The sequence below is a fragment of the Herbaspirillum huttiense genome (assembly GCF_004367745.1).
GTDB classification, from domain to species: domain Bacteria; phylum Pseudomonadota; class Gammaproteobacteria; order Burkholderiales; family Burkholderiaceae_D; genus Herbaspirillum; species Herbaspirillum huttiense.
The window spans coordinates 4272308-4293487 of the sequence record NZ_CP037993.1; the positions used below are offsets into that span (position 1 = coordinate 4272308).

Sequence of the window (21180 nt, forward strand, 5' to 3'; positions counted from 1 at the left end):
AGTGCATGATGAGCTTGCCCCATGACTTCGCGAGAGTCCACTCATGCACAAGACCGCCCTGATCGCCACCACCCAGCCGGAAGTCAGCCGTGCGCTGACCGAATGGCTGGCCATCAACGACATCGACATCCAGATCGCCAGCAGCGGCAATGACGCCATCGAGCACATTGCCCTGGACCGCCCTGACGTGGTGCTGGCCCAGCTGGCCATGGAAGGCATGAGCGGCCTGCGCCTGGCGCATTACCTCAAGGCGCAGGAACAGCTGGCCGATGTGCCCGTGATCCTGCTGTGCCGCGATGAGCGCGAGATGGACCTGGTCAAGGGCAAGTGGCCGGCTTTTCTCTGTGCCGGCTCGCTGCATCCCGCCCTCATCTCCGAATTGAAGCGCGAGCTGGTCAACTGAAACTCAGGCCACCGTCTTTGCCGCACGCTGGCGGCGGCGCCATTGCGCCACGCCGAATCCTGCGCCCGCCACGGCCGCCAGCAACAGCGCCGCGCTAAGCGCGCGATGCTGCACCACCCAGCGGCGCGTGGTGCGCCATGCCTGTACGTACGGGAAGCGGGCGGCGGCAGCAAAATCCGGCTCCACGCAGTTCTGGCCGAAGTCGGCCGAGAACGGCACGGCCGCCCCTTCCTTCACGTAGCGCAGATAGAGTTGTTCTGCACGCGGCTGATCGTAATAGACGAAATTCACCCCTTGGCACAGCACCGCCGCGAAGGCTTGCGAGCGCGCGGGCAAGGCATCGGCGGATTTCATGACGTAGTCCGCCGCGATATCCCGATAATGGAAACGCTTGTAGGGCTTGGCTTCAGTGGCGGCATAGCGCTGGCGCTCGCCGTCGGTCACCAGCGGACCGGGGAGATCGGCCTGGGCTCTGGCTTGCGGGTTGTCCGGCAGGGGCTTGTCCTCGTTGCCATACATGCCCATGCCGCGTCCGGCGCCGCCCGGATAACTGCCGCCGTAGACGGCATAGTCCGGTCCCTGTTCATAGCCCATGATCTCCATGCCCTGGCGGCGCGCAATGACGGCGGCCTCGTACCAGCCCTGGGCGCGGCTGCTGGCGCGCCAGGCGTGCTGCCCGCGGTCCAGTGCCTGGCCGTACTCGCGCGCCTTGGCGCGCATCCGCCAGCCGGCCGGGACTTCGTGGCCATCGGCATCGTAGGTGCTTTGGATGAAGCGCTCGTCGCGGTCGTCCGGGAAGTAAGGCAGCGCTTCTTCCACGCGCCCGTCGCGCACCAGGCGCCGCGCCAGCAGCTGGCGCAGGTTGTCTTCGACGGTGATGGCCGACAGGCCCACGGCCACCCAGCGCACCGACTGCGGCCCCCCACCCTGCTTCTGCACCGCCTTGGCCACGGCTTCCGGTGCCGGCATGGGCGAGGCTGGGGCATGAGCATCGACGTAGGTTTTCAGTTCATCGGTGGTCAGCACGCGCTCGGCCACATAAGCCATGTCATTGGCGTAGGCATAGTCGCCGTAATAACCGCCGCGTGACTGGCGCGCGCTGTCGCTGGCAGCCTGGTGGAACTGCGCCAGCGCTTCCACATACTGCCCGCGCGAGAGCGTCAGCACGCCCTGTTCGCCCATGAGCAGGTTGGCGTTGGATGGGTCCAGGCTGGCGTCATTGCGCGGGAAGCCCTGGGCGGCACGTGCATAGGCTTGCACGGCGGCGGCGGTGTCCCCCTTGCGCAGCGCCAGCTTGGCGCGTACCCACCAGGACAAGGCGGTCTCCTGCCGGTTCGCCAGCGTGGCAGCGAGGTCGTAGCGGCCGGTGCGATAGGCCAGCGCGGCCACGCGGTCGGCCCCTTCGATCTTTTCCAGGCCGCGCCGCTTGAGGGCATCGACCAGGGTCACCAGGACGCTGTTGGGCTTGACCTTGGCACTGCGCGCCGCATCGGGATAGCCGGACGAACCGCTGTTGGGCGCAGACGGATCGTAGTAGCTGTCGCCGTTGCCGCTGCCTTCGGCGATGTCGCCCACGCGCGCCAGCGCATAGGCCACCAGCAGGCGCTGTGCGACCGGATCATCGATCAGCGCCGCGCTGATGTCGGCGTGCCCCAGGCTCCATGAGGCCAGTGCCGTCAGCGAATCCTGCGCGTTGGTTGACCCGCGTGCCGCCTGCTCTGCATACAAGCGAATCGCCTGCTTGAAATCGGCCGGCGGGATGGTCTCGCCGCAATCCCGCCCTTCATTGAAATCGGACCAGTTGCAGGGACCGCTCTGCCCCGACAGCATCAGCCGCGCCTGCTCGCCGTAACTGGCCACGGCCAGTCCCAGCGGATCGGGCGCGCCGCCCACGGCCAGCGTGCGCGCTTTGGTGAAACTGGCAATCGCCTCGGCACGCCGCCCCTCAATGGCGTGCAGACGACCCAGCATGAAGGCCGCCCACACCGCGCGTTCGCTGGCCTGCTGCGGCGGCAGTGCCAGTACCGCTTCGAAACGCTGGCGCGCCGCTGTCAGGGCATTGGCGCGGAAGTCCTGCGCCCCTGCCGTGTAGAGACGAATGGCAGGCGGCAAGGCCGCACCGGCCGCATACGCGGACTCGCCATCGGGCGCGGCGCGCATGGCCTGCAGGGCGGCCCACTGCGCGCCCTCCAGCTGACCCTTCTCGATCATGCGCAGCGAGCGCGGATCGTCGGGCTGGCCTGCAGCCTGTTCGTAGCCGCTGCGTTCATCGGCTTGCAGCTTGTCGGCCGGCGTCACCAGATGCGCGGCTTCCCAGGCGAAGGAATTGGCGGGCGTATTGCTGAGGGTACCGGCGCGGTCATCCAGCAATTGCAGCGGGAAATCCGGCCCGCAGGCCACCACCGTGGCCGCACCCAGCACCAGCAGGCTGCTGGCGGCGCAGGCGATTTTGGTCATGCGGCCCAGGCGGGGCAGGCTGCGCTGGCCCGTGGCGCGGGGGGCAGCGGCAGAACACTTCATTTTTGTCATCAGGATCCCATTTCCAGTGTGAGTTCGGGGGCCGGCGTGCCATCGGCACAACGCAGCCAGCCGATGGTACGGCTGCTGCCGGCGCGCAGCAGGCCGGCCTGGGCCAGGCGCAGGTAGCGTCCCCGGGCATCGCTTTCCAGCGTGTAGCCATTGATGCCGTCACCACTGCAGACGTTCCCTGAAGACGCTGCATCCCGTGGCGCGAGGTTCACCCGCACGCGCAGCGGCAAGGGCGCGTCGGCATTGCCGGCATTGTCGATGCGGATATCGGCGGGCGCGTTGTTGCCCTGCCCGGCGACCAGTTGCACCGCCAGGCCGCCCTTGAGCGGCTTGCGTTCCAGCACGGCCAGCCAGGTCGAGAGACTCCAGGCGCGGCGGTCATCGCCGGTCGGCAGGCGGAACCAGATCAGCCCGGCCAGTCCCGGCGGCGGGGCCGCTTCCACTTCGGCCACGAAGCGCGCCATCACTTGCGGTTCAGCCATCAGTTCACGCCCCAGGCCGCCGGTCAGGAGCGGACGTTCGCTTTCGACTGCGGCGATGCGGCCCTGGCTGTCCCAGCTCACGCGCGAGCCATAGGCCGGCAGCGCCACGTGCCAGGGGCGGCGCGTCTGCGCGGCGTACTGGCGCATCCAGTCGCGGGCGCGCTCGCCGTCGAAGAGGCCCAGACGCGGATCGAGCACGGCGTGGACCTGCAGCGTGGAAGCATCGGCCACGGCCAGTAGTGGCGCCAGCTGCGGGCTGGCCAGCCAGGTCGGCAAGGCCGTCACGGTCAGATCCGTCGGTGCAATCCGGGCCTTGAGGCTGCGCAGGAAGGCGGTGTATTCGGGCAGGCGCGCCGTGGCGCAGTCGTAGTCGATTTCCAGCGCAGCCGGTTGCAGGCCGCGCTGGCGCCAGGCGGCCAGCAGTGCGAGCAGATGATCCTGGATCGCGGCCGCATCGAAGCGCGCCAGCTGGCCGTTGATGCGCACCGTCATCAGCAGCGGGCGGCCGGTATTGGCCAGCGCCTCGGCGTCGGGCGTGATGTCGATCCAGCGGCCGGAGGCCCCCAGTTCGGCCGCCAGCACGTGCCAGCGCGCCACCTGGGCATTGGAAGCGGAGAGTGCGGTGCGCAGTGACGGGGTCCACTGGCGCTGCCAGATGTAGACGTCCTGGGAGAGCTTTTCGGCAGGGAGGGGATGGCGGGAACACGCCGCCAGCAGCACGGCCAGCAGCATCCAGATCAGACACAGGCAACTACGCCTGGCAAAGCGCGCGGGCAGGAAGGCGAGGGGCATGGTCGTCGGCGAGGTGGAGTTCCGGTTGGCCGGCATTGTACGCGAGCCGACGCCCAAAAAACCAAGGCCCGGTGCCTTGCGGTCACCGGGCCTTGGTCAGCCTTGCAGGAGGGGCGCGATCAGGCCTTGTAGCCCTTGCTGCTCATCGGCACGAAGGCCAGCAGCACGCCCAGGATGGACAGGCCGATCACGTACAGCGCCGGGCCTTGCGGATCAGCCTTGATCCACAGCGAGATCAGCACCGGCGTCAGTCCGCCGAAGACGGCATAGGCCATGTTGTAGGCGAAGGACAGGCCGGTAAAGCGCACCGCCGGCGGGAAGGCGCGGGTAGAGACGATGGGGGTCAGCGAGATGCTGCCCACGAACAGGCCCACCAGTGCATAGCCCCAGATCAGCGACTCGGGCGAACCCGGCAGCTGGCCGTAGAACCACCAGGTCGACAGGCCCAGGCCACCCCAGCCGATGATCATGCTGGCGCGGGTACCGATGCGGTCGCACAGCCAGCCGATGGCCAGGCAGCCGATGGTCAGCATCAGGGTGCCGGCGCAATTGGCCTGCATCACCAGCTTGGCCGGCAGGTGGTGTACGGTCTGCAGGTAGGACGGCGTCATCAGGATCACCACCACCACCGCACCCGACAGGCACCAGGTCATGCCGGCGGTCAGGACGCTGGCGGCGCGGTGTTCGCGCAGCACGGTCTTGAGCGGCAGTTCATTGGATTCCTTGCGGCGCGCGGCCAGCTCGCGGAACACCGGGGTCTCTTCCAGATAGCGGCGCAGGTAGACCGAGACCAATCCGAACACGCCGCCCAGGATGAAGGGAATGCGCCAGGCATAGCCCGCCACTTCAGCCGGTGCGTAGACGCTGTTGATGAAGATGCCCATCAGCGAACCCAGCAGGATGCCGCCGGTGATGCCGGCGGTCAGCGAACCGACGCCGAAGCTGTAGCGGTTGGCCGGCACGTGTTCGGCCACGAACACCCAGGCACCCGGCATTTCACCGCCGATGGCAGCGCCTTGCAGGGTGCGCATCAACAGCAGCAGGATGGGCGCGGCCACGCCGATGCTGGCGTAGGTCGGCAAGAGGCCGATGACCAGCGTGGGCACCGCCATCAGGAAGATGGACAGCGTGAACATGCGCTTGCGGCCGATCACGTCGCCGTAGTGGGCAATGATGATGCCGCCCACCGGACGCGCCAGGTAACCGGCGGCGAAGATGCCGAAGGTCTGCAGCATGCGCAGCCATTCCGGCATGTCGGCCGGGAAGAACAGCTTGCCGACCACCGCCGCAAAGAACACGTAGATGACGAAGTCGTAGAACTCCAGCGTGCCGCCCAGGGCGGACAGCCCCAGGGTGCGGTAGTCGGAGGAAGTGAGCGGTCGGTGCTGGGACTCGTTCAGAGCCCCGGTAAATTCAGCAGATTCAGCGGAAGTGGTCATGATGGTTCACTAACGGCAAAGCGGCGACCCGGTCCGCCGCCACATCGCCCCGGGACAATGACGCCCATGGCAATGCCGCAGCGGGCCGGATGGCCTGCTTCAACTTGTTCGTTCGGGTGGCCGCAGAGGGCATGCCAGGAAAGATCAGGACATGTCTGCGAAGGACAGATTCAGCGGAAAACGTAAAGCGAAGAAATACGATTTAGCGTCGAAACCTGCTTAATGATACCCCAAAAACCGGCAAAGCTTCCGCAACGCAGCATTTCTTGCTGCCCGGGCAGGCGCTGGCAGCATCCCTGCCGATTCCGGGCCGAGATGAAGTTTCCTGACCTGGAAAAGCAAAGAAGCCCGCCAGGCAGCCTTTGCTGCAAAGCGAGCTTCATGACAATGTGAAGCAACTGACCAAAATCCGGGAGCGCCCCCCGCCCCCGCACATGCGAGCCGGCAGCAGCGGCGCAGCCTCAGGATTCCAGCACGATATCGACCGCCGAGGACCGGCGCAGCATCAGGAAGCCTTCGCCATAGATGTTGCGGATTTGCATGGGCGCTTCCTCCAGCGAGCGCAATTTCTGGCGCACGCGGTAGATCAGGGCATCGATGCGATGCGCATCGTATTCCTCGCCGCCGGAACGCAGCAGGTCGAACAATTGCGCGTGCGAGACCGGATAGTTGGGGCTTTGCAGCAACGCCGCCAGGGCCGTGCTTTCCTTGTCGGTGAATTGCAGTGCCACCGAGCCATTGCTGGAGAGGCGTCCCGAGCGGCGGTTGAAGGCCCATTTCTCCGACTGCGGCGAACTCTGGTGCGGCGCGGTCTTCATGCGGCGCGCCAGGGCCGTCAGCGTGGCCGAGACTTCTTCCAGCTTGACCGGCTTGACCAGGTAATAATCGGCCCCGTCGCTCATGCAGCGCACCCGTTCCTCGCTGCGGGTAGCAGCGGTCAGGATGATGATGCCCATGGACGGGAAATTCTGCCGCAACGATGCCAGTTCGGGCAGCAGGCTGCCGTCTGGCAAGCCGATGTCGGATAACAGGATGTCGGGCTGACGACTCTTGAGGATGTCCCTGGCCTGGCCCAGTGCCGAGCAGACCGAGATCTCGTAACCCAATTCCCCCACATGTGCGCTCAACGTGTTACGCCAGTCGAGATCGCTTTCTACGATAAGTACTTTCATCACTCTTGTGTTCCGGACGAAACCTGTTTTTATGACTGCCGGAGCATCCCCGCTCCCCCTCCGGAACCTGACCCCGGAGCCAGCTGCAAGCGCGGAAATGCTTTCCATAATCACAACGTTATACAGAAAATATCTGCGGATAAAATCATAAAAACTCGCAGATGCCTTACACCTGAAAACTCCACTGGGCCTGGCTTTGCGCGTGTTGGCGCAAGAGGCCGGTGACCGTCCCGAGCAGGTGGTCGACCGAACAGGGTTTGAGCAGGAAAGCGGCGATCGTGGGAATGCGCGCACTGGCCGCCGGCAGGTGGGCGCTGATTAGCACCACCGGAATCGGGGAAAAACGTTCATGCGACTTGATGTAGCGCGCCAGCTCCATGCCATCCATGCGCGGCATGCGCAGATCGGTCAGCACCAGGCTGGGGGCCTGCTCCTGCATCTGCGCGATGGCATCCACGCCATCGGCCGCCGCCACCACCTGCAGTCCGCCCTGCTGCAAGATGCCGCACAGCATCTCGCGCGACTCGGGATGATCTTCCACGACCATCACGGTCGGTGCCTTGCTGATAGTTGCCACCACGTCTTCCTCCTGCCTTCTGTCCCGCACCAGATGTCACGGTGACTTGTTGTGACTGATGGTGATGGTTGGCGACAAAACGCGATATCAGGAAATTCCTGAAACTTGGACAACATTGCGCAAACGCAAGGCACAGGCGGGGCCGCCACGCCGCCAGGGGCGTGCCGGCAAAAGCGAAGGGAAGCAAGACGCAAGGCCGCGCCCGGCCAAGGCAGAGCTTGGCTGCTGGCGGACTCAGACGGGGGGAAGGATCAGGGGCGTGCGGTCAGCAGGCGCTGGATTTCGGCCAGCATTTGCTCGAAGAAGACCGGCTTGCGCAGGAACAGGTTGTGACTGGATTGCGACAGATCGTGACGTTCCGGGGCACCGCTGCACAGGATGATGGGCAGCGTGGCGCCTCCCGGCAACGCGCGCAGGGCCGCACACAGCTCCAGCCCGTTCATCACCGGCATCATGCAGTCCGAGATGACCAGGTCCGGCCAGGCCTGCTGCGCCTTGGCCAGCGCGTCAGCCCCGTGCACGGCGGTCACCACCCGATAGCCATGCAGCTCCAGCAGCATGGCATAGGTATCGGTGATATCGATCTCATCGTCGACGATCAGGAGCAGGGGCAGTGCCGCCTGCTGTGGGGGTGACGCTCCGGACATGGTCAACGTCCATCCGCAACCGGCGCGGCAAGTGGGGTCACCAGGCCATCGATCTCGATGCCGGCATCCGAAATGTTCATCAGGCGGCTGGCACCGTCGTAGCCGTTCTCGCGCAGTTTCATCACGGAAATCTGGCGGCGGTTGACGCTGTCCTTCACCACGTATTCCAGCAGCATCATGTTTTCGTACAGCTGCGAGGAATTGGGGTCGACCTGGGGCTGTGATTCGCGGAAGTACGGCAGTTGCTCGGTGATGAAAGTCGTCACGCCGCGCGCGCGCAGTTCATTGGTCAGCGCCACCAGGAAGGGACGCATGCGCTGCTGCTGCACCACGATGCTGCGCAGGCCATCCACGCCATCGATCAACAGGCGCGTCACGCCACGGCGCGCGATGTTGTCCAGCATGCGCTTGGCGAGGTCGTCGCACAGCATTTCCAGCGGCAGCTGCCACATCACCTGCAGCGCGCCGCTGTCGATATGTTCGTCAAGCTGCATGCCGGCCTTGCGGGCCTTCGCCAGCAGGCGTTCGGGGGATTCGTAGAAGCCCAGGATCAGGCATTGCTGGCCGTCCTTCAAGCCTTGTTCGATGAAGTGCAGCCCCATGAGCGTCTTGCCCACGCCGGGGCTGCCCAGCAGACAGGTCAGCGAACCGCTGACCACGCCGCCGCCGATGCACTTGTCCCAGGACGGGATACCGACGCTGACATAACGATCCGAGGTACCCGGCACCTTGCCGGCGCGGGTGGCGGTGGCTTCGAAGCGGGGGAAGATCTCGACCCCGCTCTGGTTGATCTCGAAGACGTGCTTGCCCAGCAGGTGATTGGCTCCGCGCAGCTTGAAGACCTTGATCTCGCGCTCCAGCTGCATGCCGGACTCGTGCTGGCTCAGTTCGATGACGCCATCGACCAGGGTGTTTTCGGACTCGGGCATGTTGCCTTCCACCGGCGACAACAGCAGGGTGGTGCAATTCATGGTGAACACCAGCGCATTCAGGGAATGCATGAATTCGGACAGGTTCAGGTCCGACGGACCGGAATCCCGCACCGAGCGGAAACCGTCGATGATCAGCATGGCCGGGCGATGGCGATTCAGTTCGGCACTGATCAGGCGCAGCAGGCCGCGCAGGCCTTCGCTGGCCAGCGCACCGTAGCCGCTCAACATCTGCATCTGGTCGCCGACCAGGCTCTCATCGAAAAAGTCAAAATTGCTCACATGATTGAGCATCTTGGCGTGCGATTCGGCGATCAGCGTCAGCAGCATCACCTTGTTGCCGCTGCGTGCCTGCGCAAAACCGACCTGCGAGGCCAGCGTGGTCTTGCCGCTCCCGGCCAGTCCCTGGATCAGATAGAGGCTGCCCGCAGGCAGGCCGCCGCCCAGGATTTCGTCGAAACCGGCAATGCCCGTGCTGATCAACGAAATGCGGCTGGGCCGCAGCGCCGCAGCGGCAGCAGGTAAGGGAGACTGCGGGAGATGGCTCATGTGGATGAAGGCTCGGTGCTTATTATTGTGCAAAGATTTAATGAGTTTTCGTCATTATACGATTGCCCACGGTATGACTAAGGTTGTCATACACCGCAAAAGTTGCACCTTGGGGAGGTAAATACCTGCGCCGCGCGCAGGCGCGCGAGCAAGGCCGCAGGGGCCGGGAAGGCGGCGGGAGGTAGGGGGGCTGGCCGCAAGCTCATCCGTACGCGTGGCCGGCCAGCCAGGCCCGGCCACGGACTGCGGGCAATCAGCGCAGCTTGAAGACGCTGACCGTATTGGCCAGGCCGGCCGCCTGTTCCTGCATGGATTGCGCGGCGGCGGCGGCCTGCTCCACCAGGGCGGCATTCTGTTGCGTGACTTCGTCCATCTGCGACACGGCGCGGTTGATCTCGTCGATCCCCACGCTCTGTTCGGTACTGGCCGCCGAGATCTCGGAGACCACATCGGTCACGCGCTTGACGCTCTCCACCACTTCCGACATGGTCGACCCGGCCTGGCGCACCAGCGTGGTACCAGCCCCGACCTTGCTGACCGAATCGTCAATGAGCTGCTTGATCTCCTTGGCAGCGGAAGCGGAACGCTGGGCCAGCGAACGGACTTCGGAGGCCACCACCGCAAAGCCGCGCCCCTGCTCGCCGGCACGGGCCGCTTCCACGGCGGCGTTCAGGGCCAGGATGTTGGTCTGGAAGGCAATGCCATCAATCACGCTGATGATTTCGACGATGCGGTTGGAGGCATCGTTGATGGCTTCCATGGTCTGCACCACCTCGCCCACCACGCCGCCGCCACGCGCGGCCACGCCCGAGGCGGCCATGGCCAGCTGGTTGGCCTGGCGGGCGTTGTCGGTATTCTGCTTGACGGTGGAGGTCAGTTCTTCGAGGGCCGACGCGGTTTCTTCGAGGGCAGTGGCCTGCTGCTCGGTACGGCGCGACAGGTCCAGGTTGCCGGTGGCGATCTCGGTGGAGGCGGTGGCGATGCTGTCGGTGCCATTGCGCACCTGGCCCACCACCTGGCGCAAGCCCTCGTTCATGGTCTGCAGGGCTTGCAGCAGCTGGCCGGTTTCATCCTTGCTGTGCACGCTGATCTCGGCCCCCAGGTCACCCCCGGCCACGCGGCGGGCGATGCCCACGGCATCCTGCAAGGGGGCGGCGATGATGCGCCCCATGGTGATCGCCAGGCCCATGCCGATGGCCAGGGCCGCGATCAGCAGTCCCAGCACGCCCACGCGCGACTGGCTGAAGGTGTCATCGGCACCGGCGGTGGCGGCATCGCCGCCCTCCTGGTTGATCTTGATGAGCTTTTCCAGATCGGCGAGGATCTGCGGATAGAGCTTGTTGGAGTAGCCGAGAAAGAGATCGCGCCCCTGCGCATTGTCCTTGGCCAGGAAGGCGGCCACGATCTTCTTGTGCTCGGCCAGGAATTCCGCAATCTGCGCCGCGACCTTGGGATAGATCTCGCGCTCCTGCGGGGTATCGAGGGTGGCGGCGTAATCCTTCATGGTCTTGTCCAGACCGGTCAGGATGGCCTGGCTGCGCGAGACCAGGCCATTCATCGCCTCGACATCGCCGTCGTAGATCGCCAGTTGCGATTCGGTGCCGCGCAGGCGCACGAAATACAGCTTGATGTCGCCCAGCTTCTTCTGTGCCGGCATCCAGTCGCGCGAGATTTCGGAGGACGCATTCTTGACCTTGGCCAGCTGGCTGATCGAGAAGATACCCAGCACCGCCATCAGCACCAGCACTGCCAGAAACGCCAGCTGCAATTTCCTGGCAATCTTCAGATTCTTGAACCACCCCATCGTCACCGCCCCTGATCGTATTGAATGTTACCTATGTCGTAACGGCGCGCCTGTTGTTCTTCTGAGTGGCGTACCGTTCCCCGCAAGGATTATCACGAAATCTCCCCTGCACCAATCGCCGGAAGAGAAGCGCTTTTATGGCGCAGATGCCTTGCTGCAACACCTTCCTGCACGCCGGGGCAAACCCTGTTAACATGCGCAGCGTTCATGCTGCAGCATCACGTCAGCAAACAGTCAGCAAACAGTCAGGCATCAGTGAGCAATACAGTCGCAACGAAGCACCAATACAGCACCGATACAGTAGCAAACCACCAGCAATACAGCTGAAAGACAGCTGCACGCATCCTCCACCACAAACCGCATCGTCCTGGCCATCGAGGCCGCCGCCTTCGGGCCCCCCTCGCACCAGGCACATGCCAACGCCGCCAATGAACCGATTTCCCCGTCAAGTCACCATGTCCCGGCGCAGCCTGCTGCTGACCGGCGTGAGCCTGCTGGGCAGCTACGTCGCCTTGTCCAGCCTGCCCTCCTGGGCCATCCCGCAGCCTGACAGCCCGCAACTGGCCCCCTTCATGCGCCTGTCCGCGCTGCTGGTCAATCACCGCCTCAATCCGGCGGTGGGCGCGCACATGCTGGACGTGGCCGCGCGCGAACACGCCGACCTCGACACCCTGATGCGCCAGTTGCTGGTCATCGCCGAACAGAAGCAGGCCCGCAAGGTGGAAGACTTCTTCGCCGATATCCCCGCCGGCCCGCAGCAGACGCTGGCCTACTGGATCATCTTCGCCTGGTATACCGGCTGCTCTTCGCCCAAGCGCAATGCCACGGTCTTCACCTATGAAGAAGCGCTGACCTACCAGACCACGCTGGACGTGGTCGCCATCCCCTCCTACGGCATCAGCGGTCCCAACCGCTGGCGTCAGGTCACGGTGCCGCTGGCCGACATGCCGCGCTTCTGATCCCTGCAACCTGTGGAAAATCAACGTATGAACAGCAACAACAAGGCCGAGGTGGTCATCGTCGGCACCGGCGTGGTGGGCGTGCTCATCGCCGAACAACTGCTGGATGCCGGCATCCCCGTACTGATGCTGGAAGCCGGTCCGCGCGTGGCGCGCGCCGACGTGGTGGAAAACTTCCGCAACCTGCCGCTGGCGCTCAAGGGCGATCCGTCCTCCTGCTATCCGCCGCGTCCGTGGGCACCGCATCCCATGCCCTCCAGCGAGAATCCGGACGACCACTACCTGGAACTCTCCGGTCCCGACAAATACGCCCAGACCTTCATCCGCTATGCCGGCGGCTCCACCTGGCACTGGGCCGGCACCTGCTGGCGCCTGACGCCGGAAGACATGCAGCTGCACACGCTCTACGGCGTGGGCCGCGACTGGGCCTTCGGCTACGACGTGCTGGAACCGTATTACACCCGCGTCGAACACAAGCTGGGCATCTGCGGTCCGTCCGATCCGGCCCTGCAATGGCCGCCGCAACGCTCGGCGCCCTACCCCATGCCGGCCCTGCCCTTCAGCCCGGGCGAGCAGCGCTTCACCGACGTGGTCCGGGAACTGGGTTACCACAACATCCCGACGGCCCAGGCGCGCAACAGCGGCATGCCCTACGATGAGCGCCCGGCCTGCTGCGCCAACAACAACTGCGTGCCGGTCTGTCCGGTCGGTGCCAAGTACGACGCCGCCACCGCACTGGCGCGCCTCGAATCCAAGGGTGCCACCATCCTCACCGATGCCGTGGTGTACCGGGTCGAGACCGATGACGCCAACCGCGTGAACGCAGTCAACTACTTCGATGCCAACAAGGTCAGCCATCGCGTCACCGGCAAGATCTTCGTGCTGGCCTGCAACGGCATCGAGACCCCCAAGCTGCTGCTGATGTCGGCCAATAGCCGCAACCCGCACGGACTGGCCAACAGCTCCGACCAGGTCGGCCGCAACATGATGGACCATCCGCAACTGACCATGACGCTCACGCTGTCCGAACCCTACTGGTCCGGTGTCGGACCGGTGGTCAACAGCGGCATCATGGAAACCTCGCAGGGCAGCTTCCGTTCCGAACATGCGGGCGCCTACTTCCGCTACAACAATTTCGCGCGCAATCGTTTCGTCACGTTCGCCGCCTTGAAGAAGGGACTGGTCGGCCAGGCGCTGGATGAGGAAATCCGCCGCATGACCGCCTGCACCGCCGATGTCGTGCTGGCGCATGAAGTGCTGCCCGATGCCGACAACCGCCTCACGCTCTCGGCCAAGAAGGACTGGCTGGGCCTGCCGCGTCCGTCCATCCATTACGACGTGGGCGACTACACCCGCAAGTCGGCCGAACAGTATTCGCTGCCCATCGGCCGCAAGATCGCGCAAGCCATGGGCGCTACCGACATCAAGGTCAGCCCCGCCTTCGCGCAGAGCAAGCACATCATGGGCGGCACCATCATGGGACTGGATGCGGCCAATTCGGTGGTCGATCCCGACTGCCGCGCGCACGATCACGACAACCTGTTCCTGCCCGGCGGCGGTGCCATGCCCAGCACGGCCTGCGGCAACAGCACCCTGAGCATGGCGGCACTGGGCCTGAAGGCGGCCGATGCCATCGTGCGTCAACTGCAGAAAGCCTGAGGACGAGCATGCGACCATTGAACCTCCTCGCCCTCGCCGCTGCCCTGCTGGCCACGTCTGCAATGGCGCAGACACCCGAGCCGGCGAGCGCGCCACCTGATGTGCCCGCCGCAGCACCGGCCCCGGCCGTCTCGCCCGAAGCGGCACTGATCGAGCGCGGCCGCTACCTGGCGGTGGCCTCCGACTGCATCGCCTGCCACACCGCGCCGCGCGGCAAACCCATGGCCGGTGGCCTGGCCATCGCCTCGCCGGTCGGTGAGATCATCGCCACCAACATCACGCCCTCCAAGTCGCACGGCATCGGCAACTACAGCGAAGCGCAATTCGCCGCCGCCCTGCGGCGCGGCGTGCGCGCCGATGGCGCCAACCTGTATCCGGCCATGCCGTACACCGCGTATGCCGCATTGAACGATGCAGACGTGCATGCCCTGTATGCGTATTTCATGAAGGGCGTGGCACCGGTCGATACCCCGACGCGCGAGACCGCCCTGCCCTTCCCGATGAATGTCCGGGCGTCGATGAAGGTGTGGAATGCGCTGTTCCTGAAGGACCAGCCGCTGGCCCCGGCCCCGCAGCGTTCCCCGCAATGGCTGCGCGGACGCTACCTGGCCGAAGGCCAGGCGCATTGCAGCAGCTGTCATACACCGCGCGGCTTCCTGATGCAGGAGAAAACCAATCTCGCGCTCTCCGGTGCCCAGGTCGGCCCCTGGTATGCGCCCAACATCACGCCGCATCCCACGGCCGGCATCGGCACCTGGAGCCAGGATGAGCTGGTCGCCTATCTCAAGACCGGCCGCGTGGAAGGCCGTGCCCAGGCCGCCGGCAGCATGGCCGAGGCGATCACGCACAGCTTCTCCAAACTGACCGACGAGGACCTGCGCGCCATCGCCGTCTACCTCAAGGAGACCCCGGCCATCGGGCCGGACTCGTCGACGCCGCCCACGTTGGGCACGCGCTTCGAACAGGGCAAGGCCGGCAATGCGCTGGCGCAGTTCCGCGGCCGCACGCTGGCCGCCGACAGTCCCGAGGAGATCCGCGGTGCGCGCCTGTTCTCGGCCAGCTGCGCTTCCTGCCATGGGTACAACGGACAAGGTACGCGCGATGGCTACTATCCTTCGCTGTTCCACAACTCGGCCACGGCGGGCGTCAATGCCAACAACCTGATCGCCACCATCCTCTATGGTGTGGAGCGCGAGACCGAAGACGGTGGCCATGTCTTCATGCCACCCTTCGGCGACCAGCCCAATGCGCTCAACAAGCTTTCCAACGAGGATGTGGCAGCGCTGTCGAATTACCTGCTGAAGTATTACGGCAACCCCGACCTCAAGGTAAAACCCGAGGACGTGGCCGTGATCCGCCAGGGCGGCCCGCGTTCGCCGCTGCTGCTGGTGGCGCGCATCGGCATGGGCGTGGGCGCGGTGGTGGTGGTATTGCTGCTGTTGCTGGGCGCACTGATGCTGCTGCGACGCAAGCGCATCGATCCCGAGCACGACTGGAAATAATTTACGCGCCATACAAAAAAGCGCTGTTCCTCTCAACAAGGAACAGCGCTTTTTTTACTTCTTTTCTACAGCCAGACCGGATCAGGACTTGGCGTAACGTCCTTCCAGATCAGCCTGCGCACGCAGACGCTCATACTCGTTAAGCGGCATAGGCTGGGCATCACGCTCGCCCAGTTTTTCCAGCGGGATGCGATAGGTCTCGCGGGCGGACAGCGCTGCCAGTGCCGACACGATGGTGATGCCGAAGGCGATGCCGCCCACGGTCAGCCAGATATTGTTGGAGCCCGGGGGCGCCACGGCGGTGAAGAGCGCCGGCAGCATGGCCGTGATGGCGGTGCCCACGTTCTGCGCGATGGCCATGGCCGAGACGCGCGAACGGGCCGGGAACAGTTCCGGATAGAAGCTGGGGAAGACCGCGTTGTAACCCTGGTAGACCACGCCCCACATCAGGATCGACATCACGAAAGCCAGTTCGACGTTGCGGATGCTGATCGCATACAGGTAAGCGAAGGCGAACAGGCCAGCCAGCAAGGAACCGACGATGATGGGTGGACGGCGGCCGATGCGATCCGACAGCTTGCCCACATAGGGAATCACCAGCACCGCCACGATATTGCCGACCACCGGAATCCACAGGTAGACATCCTTGGCGAAGCCGATGCCATAGGCCGGCTGCACCGCATAGGCCGCGCCGAAGATGGTGGCCACCACCGGGATCACGTTCATGAGCGCCATGCAGACCACGCGCAGCATGTTGGGCGAACTGTCGCGGAAGGCTTCCACCACCGGCGAGCGGCGCTTGAGTTCATTCTTGTCGGCGGCCTTGAACAGCGGGGTCTCATCCACGGTGCGGCGGATGATCCAGCCGGCGATGATGACCAGGAAACTCAGCAGGAAGGGAATGCGCCAGCCCCACACATTGAACTGTTCGGCCGGCATGTAATGCGCCAGCGGCAGGAACACCGCGGCCGCCAGGATCTGTCCGGCCTGCACCCCTTGCAGGGTAAAGCTGGAGTAGTAACCGCGCCGCCCGAAGGGAGAGTGCTCCAGGATCATGGAGCTGGCCCCGGAAATTTCACCGGCCACGGCAAAGCCCTGGGCCAGGCGCATGATGACCAGCAGTGCAGGTGCCCACAGGCCGACCTGGTCATAGGTCGGCAACAGCCCGACCCCGATGGTGGAAAAACCCATCAGGAACATGCACCACAGCAGCACCTTCTTGCGGCCGTGGGTGTCGCCCAGGTGGCCCAGCACGAAGGCACCGATGGGACGCGCCACATAGCCCACGCCATAGGTGGCCAGCGAGGCGATGATGGCGGTGGTCGGATCGCCCTTGGGGAAGAACAGCTGCGGGAAGATCAGCGAGGCGGCCGTGGCATAGATGAAGAAGTCGTAGTATTCGAGCGCCGAGCCGATCCAGCCGCTGGCGGCGGCCTTCTTGCTCTGCTGCGAGTGATCGCTGGAATGAGAGGATTGCATGGTGTCTCCGTGGTGTTGCCGGGCAGGCCGTCATGCTGATGCGATGACGGTCCGCCGAAATTAAGAAATGGCTGGCTCGGGGCGAACTCAGAAGCGATGCAGGATCCCCATCTGCAGTCCGATCAGGCTCTTGCCATTGATGTCGGCCCCGGCCAGGTTGCTGCCCGGTCCGGCCGAGCCGCTGAAGCGCCAGCCGGCATTGGCCTGGTTCTTCATGTAGTTGGCGAATCCATAGAGCGTGGTGCGCTTGGAGAGGTCATAGTAGGCGCCCACGTTGCCGCCCTGTGCACCACCATCCTTGTGGGAGGTGTCGACCATCACGCCATACAGCGCGCCGATGCGCAGCTGCGGGGTCAGGCGATAGTCCGCCGAGACCTGGTAGACGTTGTAGAAGCGCTGGATATTCGGATCGTTACCGGCAAAGAAATTGTTGGGATTGCTGACATTGTTGAGGATGGTCGCGGCATTGTTGCCATTGGCGTTGGCGGTGGTGTTGTTGCTCCGTACGTAGGCCAGGTAGATCTTGCCCGGGCCATAGTCGTAGTCGGCATACACGTTATGGTATTGCACCGTATTGCTGTACAGGCCGCCGGCATTGGGTTTTGCCACCAGGCCGGCATAGCCTGCGCGATACGGGCCGTTAGTGTAATCCAGACCGAACTGATAGACACCACGGCGGCCCAGTCCCTCGCCTGCGGTCTCCGGCATGGCGTAGTGGATATCGAACTGGAAACCGGCCCAGCGCGGCGACTTCCACGACAGGTCATTGTCGAAGCGCGACGGCACGCCGAAGGTATTGATGATGGAGCCGTAGGTGGTGCGCTCGGTATAGTCGATGGCACCGCCGATGAAGAAGGGCACGCTGTTCTGGCGGCCCACGCGGAATTCACCGGCGGCCGGGGTCTTGATGCCGACCCAGGACTGGCGGTCGAACAGGCGTGTACTGTCGGCCAGGCCACCGGTGTCGCCGGCGAATCCGTTTTCCAGCGTAAAGGTGGCGGCATAGCCGCCGCCCAGATCCTCATAGCCTTTGAGGCCGATGCGGCTGCGCAGGATCGCGCCATCGTTGAGCGCCCACAGGCTCTTGCCGCTGCTGCTGTGCATGTAGCCCAGGTACTGGTCGACCGTGCCATACAGGGTGACGTTGCTGGTGCTCTGCGCCAGGGCCGTGGTGGAGGCGGCCAGCAGCAGGCCCATGGCGACGGGCGTGCGCAGTGCGCTTGTTGGGCGGGTGGATCGTGGTGTCATGTCTCGGATCTCTGTTGTGTTTGTGGTTGTGGTGATGGTGGTGGAGCGTGACTCCCGGCACACGCAATGCGTCCCCTGCCGGCGCGCTGCGCGGCATGTTCCGAACGGGAGGAAACGGAGGGGCCCGCTGCACCCTGGCGTGTTCAGGGAAGGGGCCGGTGGATCAGGATGAAGGGCGCTGCGGTGTCATGGGGTCTCCTCTGTTGTGATCATGCGGCCCGCTCCCAGAAGGGACGGTGTCGCATCGTCAAACCCGCTCGCTATGGTTTTGTTGTGGCGAGCCGGTGGTGCTGCTCATGTTGATTGCTGACGCTGATTGCTGATGCTGATTTCTGATTGTTGACTGCAGGTTAAGGATCGCTTTGTGCGTTTACGCCGCCACCGCTTCACGCACCCGCAGGCCGCGCCGCAGCACCTGGTCGGTCACCCACTTGGCCGAGCGGCGCGCGCGTTCGGCCACCACGGCCGGCGACATCTGCAGGTAATCGTCATTGAACACTTCGAAGCTGTAGTCGCCGCGATAACCGCCGCGATGCAGGCGGCGCACCATGTCGGAGAGCTCCAGCGAATGCTCGCCCTCGCCGGGGAAGACGCGCAGATGGCGCGCCGTCTCCAGCCGTTCTTCCGGCGTGCGGATCTCGCGCCACATGAAATCGGACAACTGGACCATCACGATGCGGCGGCCGGGAATGGCATCCAGGTCTTCCAGCGCGCCGCGATTGGCGAGGATGTGGAAGGAATCGATGACCACGCCGAGATTGGCGTGATCGGCCATCTCCACCACTTCCCAGGCCTGCATGTACTGATTGATGTGACGTCCCCAGGACAAGGCCTCGAAGCCCACGCGGATGCCCAGCGGCACCGCCAGGTTGGCCAGCTTGGCCAGGTCGCGCGCGATGTGGCGGGTGTCACCGCTGGCGTGTTGCGAGGTCGAGGAGCACACCATCAGCAGCGGCGCACCGACCGCCTTGCAGATCTGCAGCAGGTTGCGGGCCACGTCCACCTTGTAGTCGTGCAGGCTGCCCTGCAGGCCTTCGTAATCGCGCATGACCTGGATGCCGGTGACGCGCACGCCGCTTTCGCGCACCAGCTTGACGGCCGCCTCCAGCCCGCCGGGATAGCCGACCAGATCCTTGGACCACAGCATGAGCTGCGAGAAACCGGCCGCCTTGGACGCGGCCAGTTTGGATTCCAGCCCACCCGGCAGGGTGATGGTATCCATGCCGAAATTGTCGAGGTTCACAATGCCTCCAGATGACGGAAGTCGTCCGCGGCCACGCCCGGCCAGCCGAACAGTTCGAGATACAGCGGTGCCTGCTCGATGAGCATTTCCTTGCCTTTCTGGATGCGGCAGCCCTTGGCCTGCGCCTGCACCAGCAACTGGCTCATCTCGATCTTCATGCCGCAGTCGGCGACGATGGCCTCCGCACTCACACCTTCCAGCGCGAAGGGCATCGGGTCGCCCACGTGCATGCCCAGTGGCGTGCAGTTCACCAGCAGGTCGACACCGCTGGCGTCGGGCTGCGCAAAGCGCACGCGGGTCGCCGGATAGGCGGCTTCCACGCGCGCCAGCAAGGCTTCGGCCCCGGCGCGATTGGTATCGAAGACGCTGATCTCGGCGATGCCCTGCGCGGCCAGCGAGGCGACGATGGCGCAACCGACGCCGCCGGTGCCGACCACCAGGGCGCGCGTCTTGTTCCACACCAGCGGACGGTCGGCGGCGGTACGCGCCAGTGCGCGGATGAAACCTTCGCCATCGATCAGGTCGCCCCAGACCACGCCCTCGGCATCGCGATAGACCGCATTGCAGGCACCGGCGACACGGGCGCGCAGGGTGGCCTGTTCGACCGCCTCCAGGGTCATGGGCTTGTGCGGAATGGAGACGAAGATGCCGCCCACGTTTTCCGTCTTCATGAACATGCGCACGGCCTCGCAGTAGCGCTCCGGTTCGATCTTGAACGGGATCACGCGCGCATCCAGCCCGTGGCGCTTGAAATACGCGTTGAACAGAGTCGGTGCCTTCACCTGTTCCACCGGCCAGCCGATGACGGGGAAGATGCGGGTAGTGCCTGTGATTTCCTTCATGGTCTCAGTTCTTGTCTTTCTGGCTGCGGACCAGTTCAAAACTGACGCCGCCCTTGTAAAGCTGGGTGAGCGCACCGCGCTCGCTGATCTGGGTAGGCGCGCGGTCGACGAAGATCACGCCGCGCTCCTGCAATTGCCGCACCGCCTGCAGCACGTCGGGCGTGCCCAGGCCAAGGCGCAGCCACTCTTCTTCCCACTGGATGTCTTCCGTGCCTTCCGGGGGTTCCACCAGCTGGATGTAGAACTGGCGGCAGGGGCTGGCCAGCAGGTTGCCCTTGGGCAGGATGCCGAAGAACTGTCCCTCGGGCAGCACCGAAAATCCCATCAATGACGAATAGAAGTCGATCCATTCACGCGTGCGCTCCGGCCCCACGGCCTGCACCAGGCCGAAGAAATGCATGCCCGACAGCGCCGTGGTCTTGCGCCGCTCCTGGCTGGAGGGCTTGAAGTCGACGTCGTAGATGGAGAAGTCGCGATAGCGGTCGACGAAGTAGATGATGGAGTCGCCACAGCCATGCACGCCCGGGATGTTCAGTTCCATCGCCCCGGCGCGGGTGGGAATCGGCCAGGCGCCCAGTTCGGTGACGCGGCGATAGGCCTCGTTGGCATCGCGCACCCGCAGCGCGATGGCGCTCAGGTTGGTGGCCTGCACCTCATGGTCGAAACCGGACCAGGCCGACACGTCGGCGTTGACGATCACGTTCATCTCGCCTTGCGTGTAGAGCACCACTTCGCGCGAGCGATGGCGGCCGACCTGTTCGAAGCCCATGCGCTCCAGCACGGCACCCAGCGCCAGCGGCTCGGTGGTGGCGTATTCGATGAACTCGATGCCATCGATGCCCAGCGGATTGGTGGGGACAGGATTGTTTTCTATGGTGTTCATCATGATCCCGATGATTTGTCTCGGAGCCGAGTATAGCCAAGC

Annotated in this window: 17 protein-coding genes; 4 read left to right on the plus strand and 13 right to left on the minus strand. The window is 64.7% G+C overall.

Annotated elements, in window-relative coordinates; genetic code table 11:
* The first annotated feature begins 43 nt into the window (after window positions 1-43).
* Complete coding sequence (locus E2K99_RS19075) at window positions 44-403, plus strand: response regulator (RefSeq protein ID WP_039787245.1); 360 nt, start codon at window positions 44-46, stop codon at window positions 401-403.
* A gap of 3 nt (window positions 404-406) precedes the next feature.
* Here the strand turns inward: E2K99_RS19075 and E2K99_RS19080 are convergent, their stop codons facing one another.
* From E2K99_RS19080 to E2K99_RS19115, 8 genes are all read right to left on the minus strand, one after another.
* Entirely contained in the window at window positions 407-2923 is a 2517-nt protein-coding gene (locus E2K99_RS19080) for a hypothetical protein (RefSeq protein ID WP_134223222.1), read from the minus strand.
* Window positions 2924-2931: 8 nt separating this feature from the next.
* Complete coding sequence (locus E2K99_RS19085) at window positions 2932-4206, minus strand: DUF3142 domain-containing protein (RefSeq protein WP_205703705.1); 1275 nt, start codon at window positions 4204-4206, stop codon at window positions 2932-2934.
* Between the two features lie 119 nt (window positions 4207-4325).
* Complete coding sequence (locus E2K99_RS19090; protein WP_134223223.1) at window positions 4326-5645, minus strand: MFS transporter; 1320 nt, start codon at window positions 5643-5645, stop codon at window positions 4326-4328.
* Window positions 5646-6106: 461 nt separating this feature from the next.
* Complete coding sequence (locus E2K99_RS19095) at window positions 6107-6817, minus strand: response regulator transcription factor (RefSeq protein ID WP_034331370.1); 711 nt, start codon at window positions 6815-6817, stop codon at window positions 6107-6109.
* Between the two features lie 166 nt (window positions 6818-6983).
* A complete protein-coding gene (locus E2K99_RS19100) occupies window positions 6984-7397 on the minus strand; it encodes a response regulator (RefSeq protein ID WP_232729682.1) in 414 nt (137 codons plus the stop codon).
* 248 nt (window positions 7398-7645) lie between these two features.
* Window positions 7646-8041, minus strand: a complete 396-nt coding sequence (locus E2K99_RS19105) for a response regulator (RefSeq protein ID WP_134136627.1) — start codon at window positions 8039-8041, stop codon at window positions 7646-7648.
* 2 nt (window positions 8042-8043) lie between these two features.
* Window positions 8044-9519 carry a DUF7125 family protein gene (locus tag E2K99_RS19110; RefSeq protein WP_134223224.1) on the minus strand — a complete coding sequence of 492 codons (1476 nt, stop codon included), beginning with the start codon at window positions 9517-9519 and terminating at the stop codon, window positions 8044-8046.
* Between the two features lie 253 nt (window positions 9520-9772).
* Window positions 9773-11323, minus strand: coding sequence for a methyl-accepting chemotaxis protein (locus tag E2K99_RS19115; protein ID WP_134223225.1), 1551 nt, complete (start codon window positions 11321-11323; stop codon window positions 9773-9775).
* 455 nt (window positions 11324-11778) lie between these two features.
* Here E2K99_RS19115 and E2K99_RS19120 point away from each other — a divergent pair, with 455 nt between their 5' ends.
* Genes E2K99_RS19120 through E2K99_RS19130 form a run of 3 tightly spaced genes read left to right on the plus strand, consistent with a single transcriptional unit; the run spans window position 11779 to window position 15443 of the window.
* On the plus strand, window positions 11779-12282 hold the full coding sequence (locus tag E2K99_RS19120) for a sorbitol dehydrogenase family protein (protein WP_240733762.1): 504 nt from the start codon (window positions 11779-11781) through the stop codon (window positions 12280-12282).
* Between the two features lie 27 nt (window positions 12283-12309).
* Entirely contained in the window at window positions 12310-13941 is a 1632-nt protein-coding gene (locus E2K99_RS19125; protein ID WP_134223227.1) for a GMC family oxidoreductase, read from the plus strand.
* 8 nt (window positions 13942-13949) lie between these two features.
* On the plus strand, window positions 13950-15443 hold the full coding sequence (locus tag E2K99_RS19130) for a cytochrome c (protein ID WP_134223228.1): 1494 nt from the start codon (window positions 13950-13952) through the stop codon (window positions 15441-15443).
* Between the two features lie 81 nt (window positions 15444-15524).
* Here the strand turns inward: E2K99_RS19130 and E2K99_RS19135 are convergent, their stop codons facing one another.
* From E2K99_RS19135 to E2K99_RS19155, 5 genes are all read right to left on the minus strand, one after another.
* Window positions 15525-16922 carry an MFS transporter gene (locus tag E2K99_RS19135; protein ID WP_134223229.1) on the minus strand — a complete coding sequence of 466 codons (1398 nt, stop codon included), beginning with the start codon at window positions 16920-16922 and terminating at the stop codon, window positions 15525-15527.
* 87 nt (window positions 16923-17009) lie between these two features.
* A complete protein-coding gene (locus E2K99_RS19140; RefSeq protein WP_121043686.1) occupies window positions 17010-18170 on the minus strand; it encodes a porin in 1161 nt (386 codons plus the stop codon).
* Window positions 18171-18540: 370 nt separating this feature from the next.
* Window positions 18541-19413 (minus strand): sugar phosphate isomerase/epimerase family protein, encoded by an 873-nt coding sequence (locus E2K99_RS19145; RefSeq protein ID WP_034330567.1) that lies wholly within the window; start codon window positions 19411-19413, stop codon window positions 18541-18543.
* Window positions 19410-20255, minus strand: coding sequence for a shikimate dehydrogenase family protein (locus E2K99_RS19150; RefSeq protein WP_134223230.1), 846 nt, complete (start codon window positions 20253-20255; stop codon window positions 19410-19412). Before E2K99_RS19150 ends, E2K99_RS19145 begins: the two co-directional genes overlap by 4 nt.
* Before the next feature lie 4 nt (window positions 20256-20259).
* A complete protein-coding gene (locus tag E2K99_RS19155) occupies window positions 20260-21141 on the minus strand; it encodes a 4-hydroxyphenylpyruvate dioxygenase (protein ID WP_088755638.1) in 882 nt (293 codons plus the stop codon).
* Window positions 21142-21180: the final 39 nt, after the last annotated feature.

Excerpts from the sequence above, each read along its gene's own strand:
- E2K99_RS19075 (WP_039787245.1), top strand. The coding sequence starts at position 44 with ATGCACAAGACCGCCCTGATCGCCACCACCCAGCCGGAAGTCAGCCGT.
- E2K99_RS19080 (WP_134223222.1), bottom strand. The coding sequence starts at position 2,923 with ATGAAGTGTTCTGCCGCTGCCCCCCGCGCCACGGGCCAGCGCAGCCTG.
- E2K99_RS19085 (WP_205703705.1), bottom strand. The coding sequence starts at position 4,206 with ATGCCCCTCGCCTTCCTGCCCGCGCGCTTTGCCAGGCGTAGTTGCCTG.
- E2K99_RS19090 (WP_134223223.1), bottom strand. The coding sequence starts at position 5,645 with ATGACCACTTCCGCTGAATCTGCTGAATTTACCGGGGCTCTGAACGAG.
- E2K99_RS19095 (WP_034331370.1), bottom strand. The coding sequence starts at position 6,817 with ATGAAAGTACTTATCGTAGAAAGCGATCTCGACTGGCGTAACACGTTG.
- E2K99_RS19105 (WP_134136627.1), bottom strand. The coding sequence starts at position 8,041 with ATGTCCGGAGCGTCACCCCCACAGCAGGCGGCACTGCCCCTGCTCCTG.
- E2K99_RS19110 (WP_134223224.1), bottom strand. The coding sequence starts at position 9,519 with ATGAGCCATCTCCCGCAGTCTCCCTTACCTGCTGCCGCTGCGGCGCTG.
- E2K99_RS19115 (WP_134223225.1), bottom strand. The coding sequence starts at position 11,323 with ATGGGGTGGTTCAAGAATCTGAAGATTGCCAGGAAATTGCAGCTGGCG.
- E2K99_RS19120 (WP_240733762.1), top strand. The coding sequence starts at position 11,779 with ATGTCCCGGCGCAGCCTGCTGCTGACCGGCGTGAGCCTGCTGGGCAGC.
- E2K99_RS19125 (WP_134223227.1), top strand. The coding sequence starts at position 12,310 with ATGAACAGCAACAACAAGGCCGAGGTGGTCATCGTCGGCACCGGCGTG.
- E2K99_RS19130 (WP_134223228.1), top strand. The coding sequence starts at position 13,950 with ATGCGACCATTGAACCTCCTCGCCCTCGCCGCTGCCCTGCTGGCCACG.
- E2K99_RS19135 (WP_134223229.1), bottom strand. The coding sequence starts at position 16,922 with ATGCAATCCTCTCATTCCAGCGATCACTCGCAGCAGAGCAAGAAGGCC.
- E2K99_RS19140 (WP_121043686.1), bottom strand. The coding sequence starts at position 18,170 with ATGACACCACGATCCACCCGCCCAACAAGCGCACTGCGCACGCCCGTC.
- E2K99_RS19150 (WP_134223230.1), bottom strand. The coding sequence starts at position 20,255 with ATGAAGGAAATCACAGGCACTACCCGCATCTTCCCCGTCATCGGCTGG.
- E2K99_RS19155 (WP_088755638.1), bottom strand. The coding sequence starts at position 21,141 with ATGATGAACACCATAGAAAACAATCCTGTCCCCACCAATCCGCTGGGC.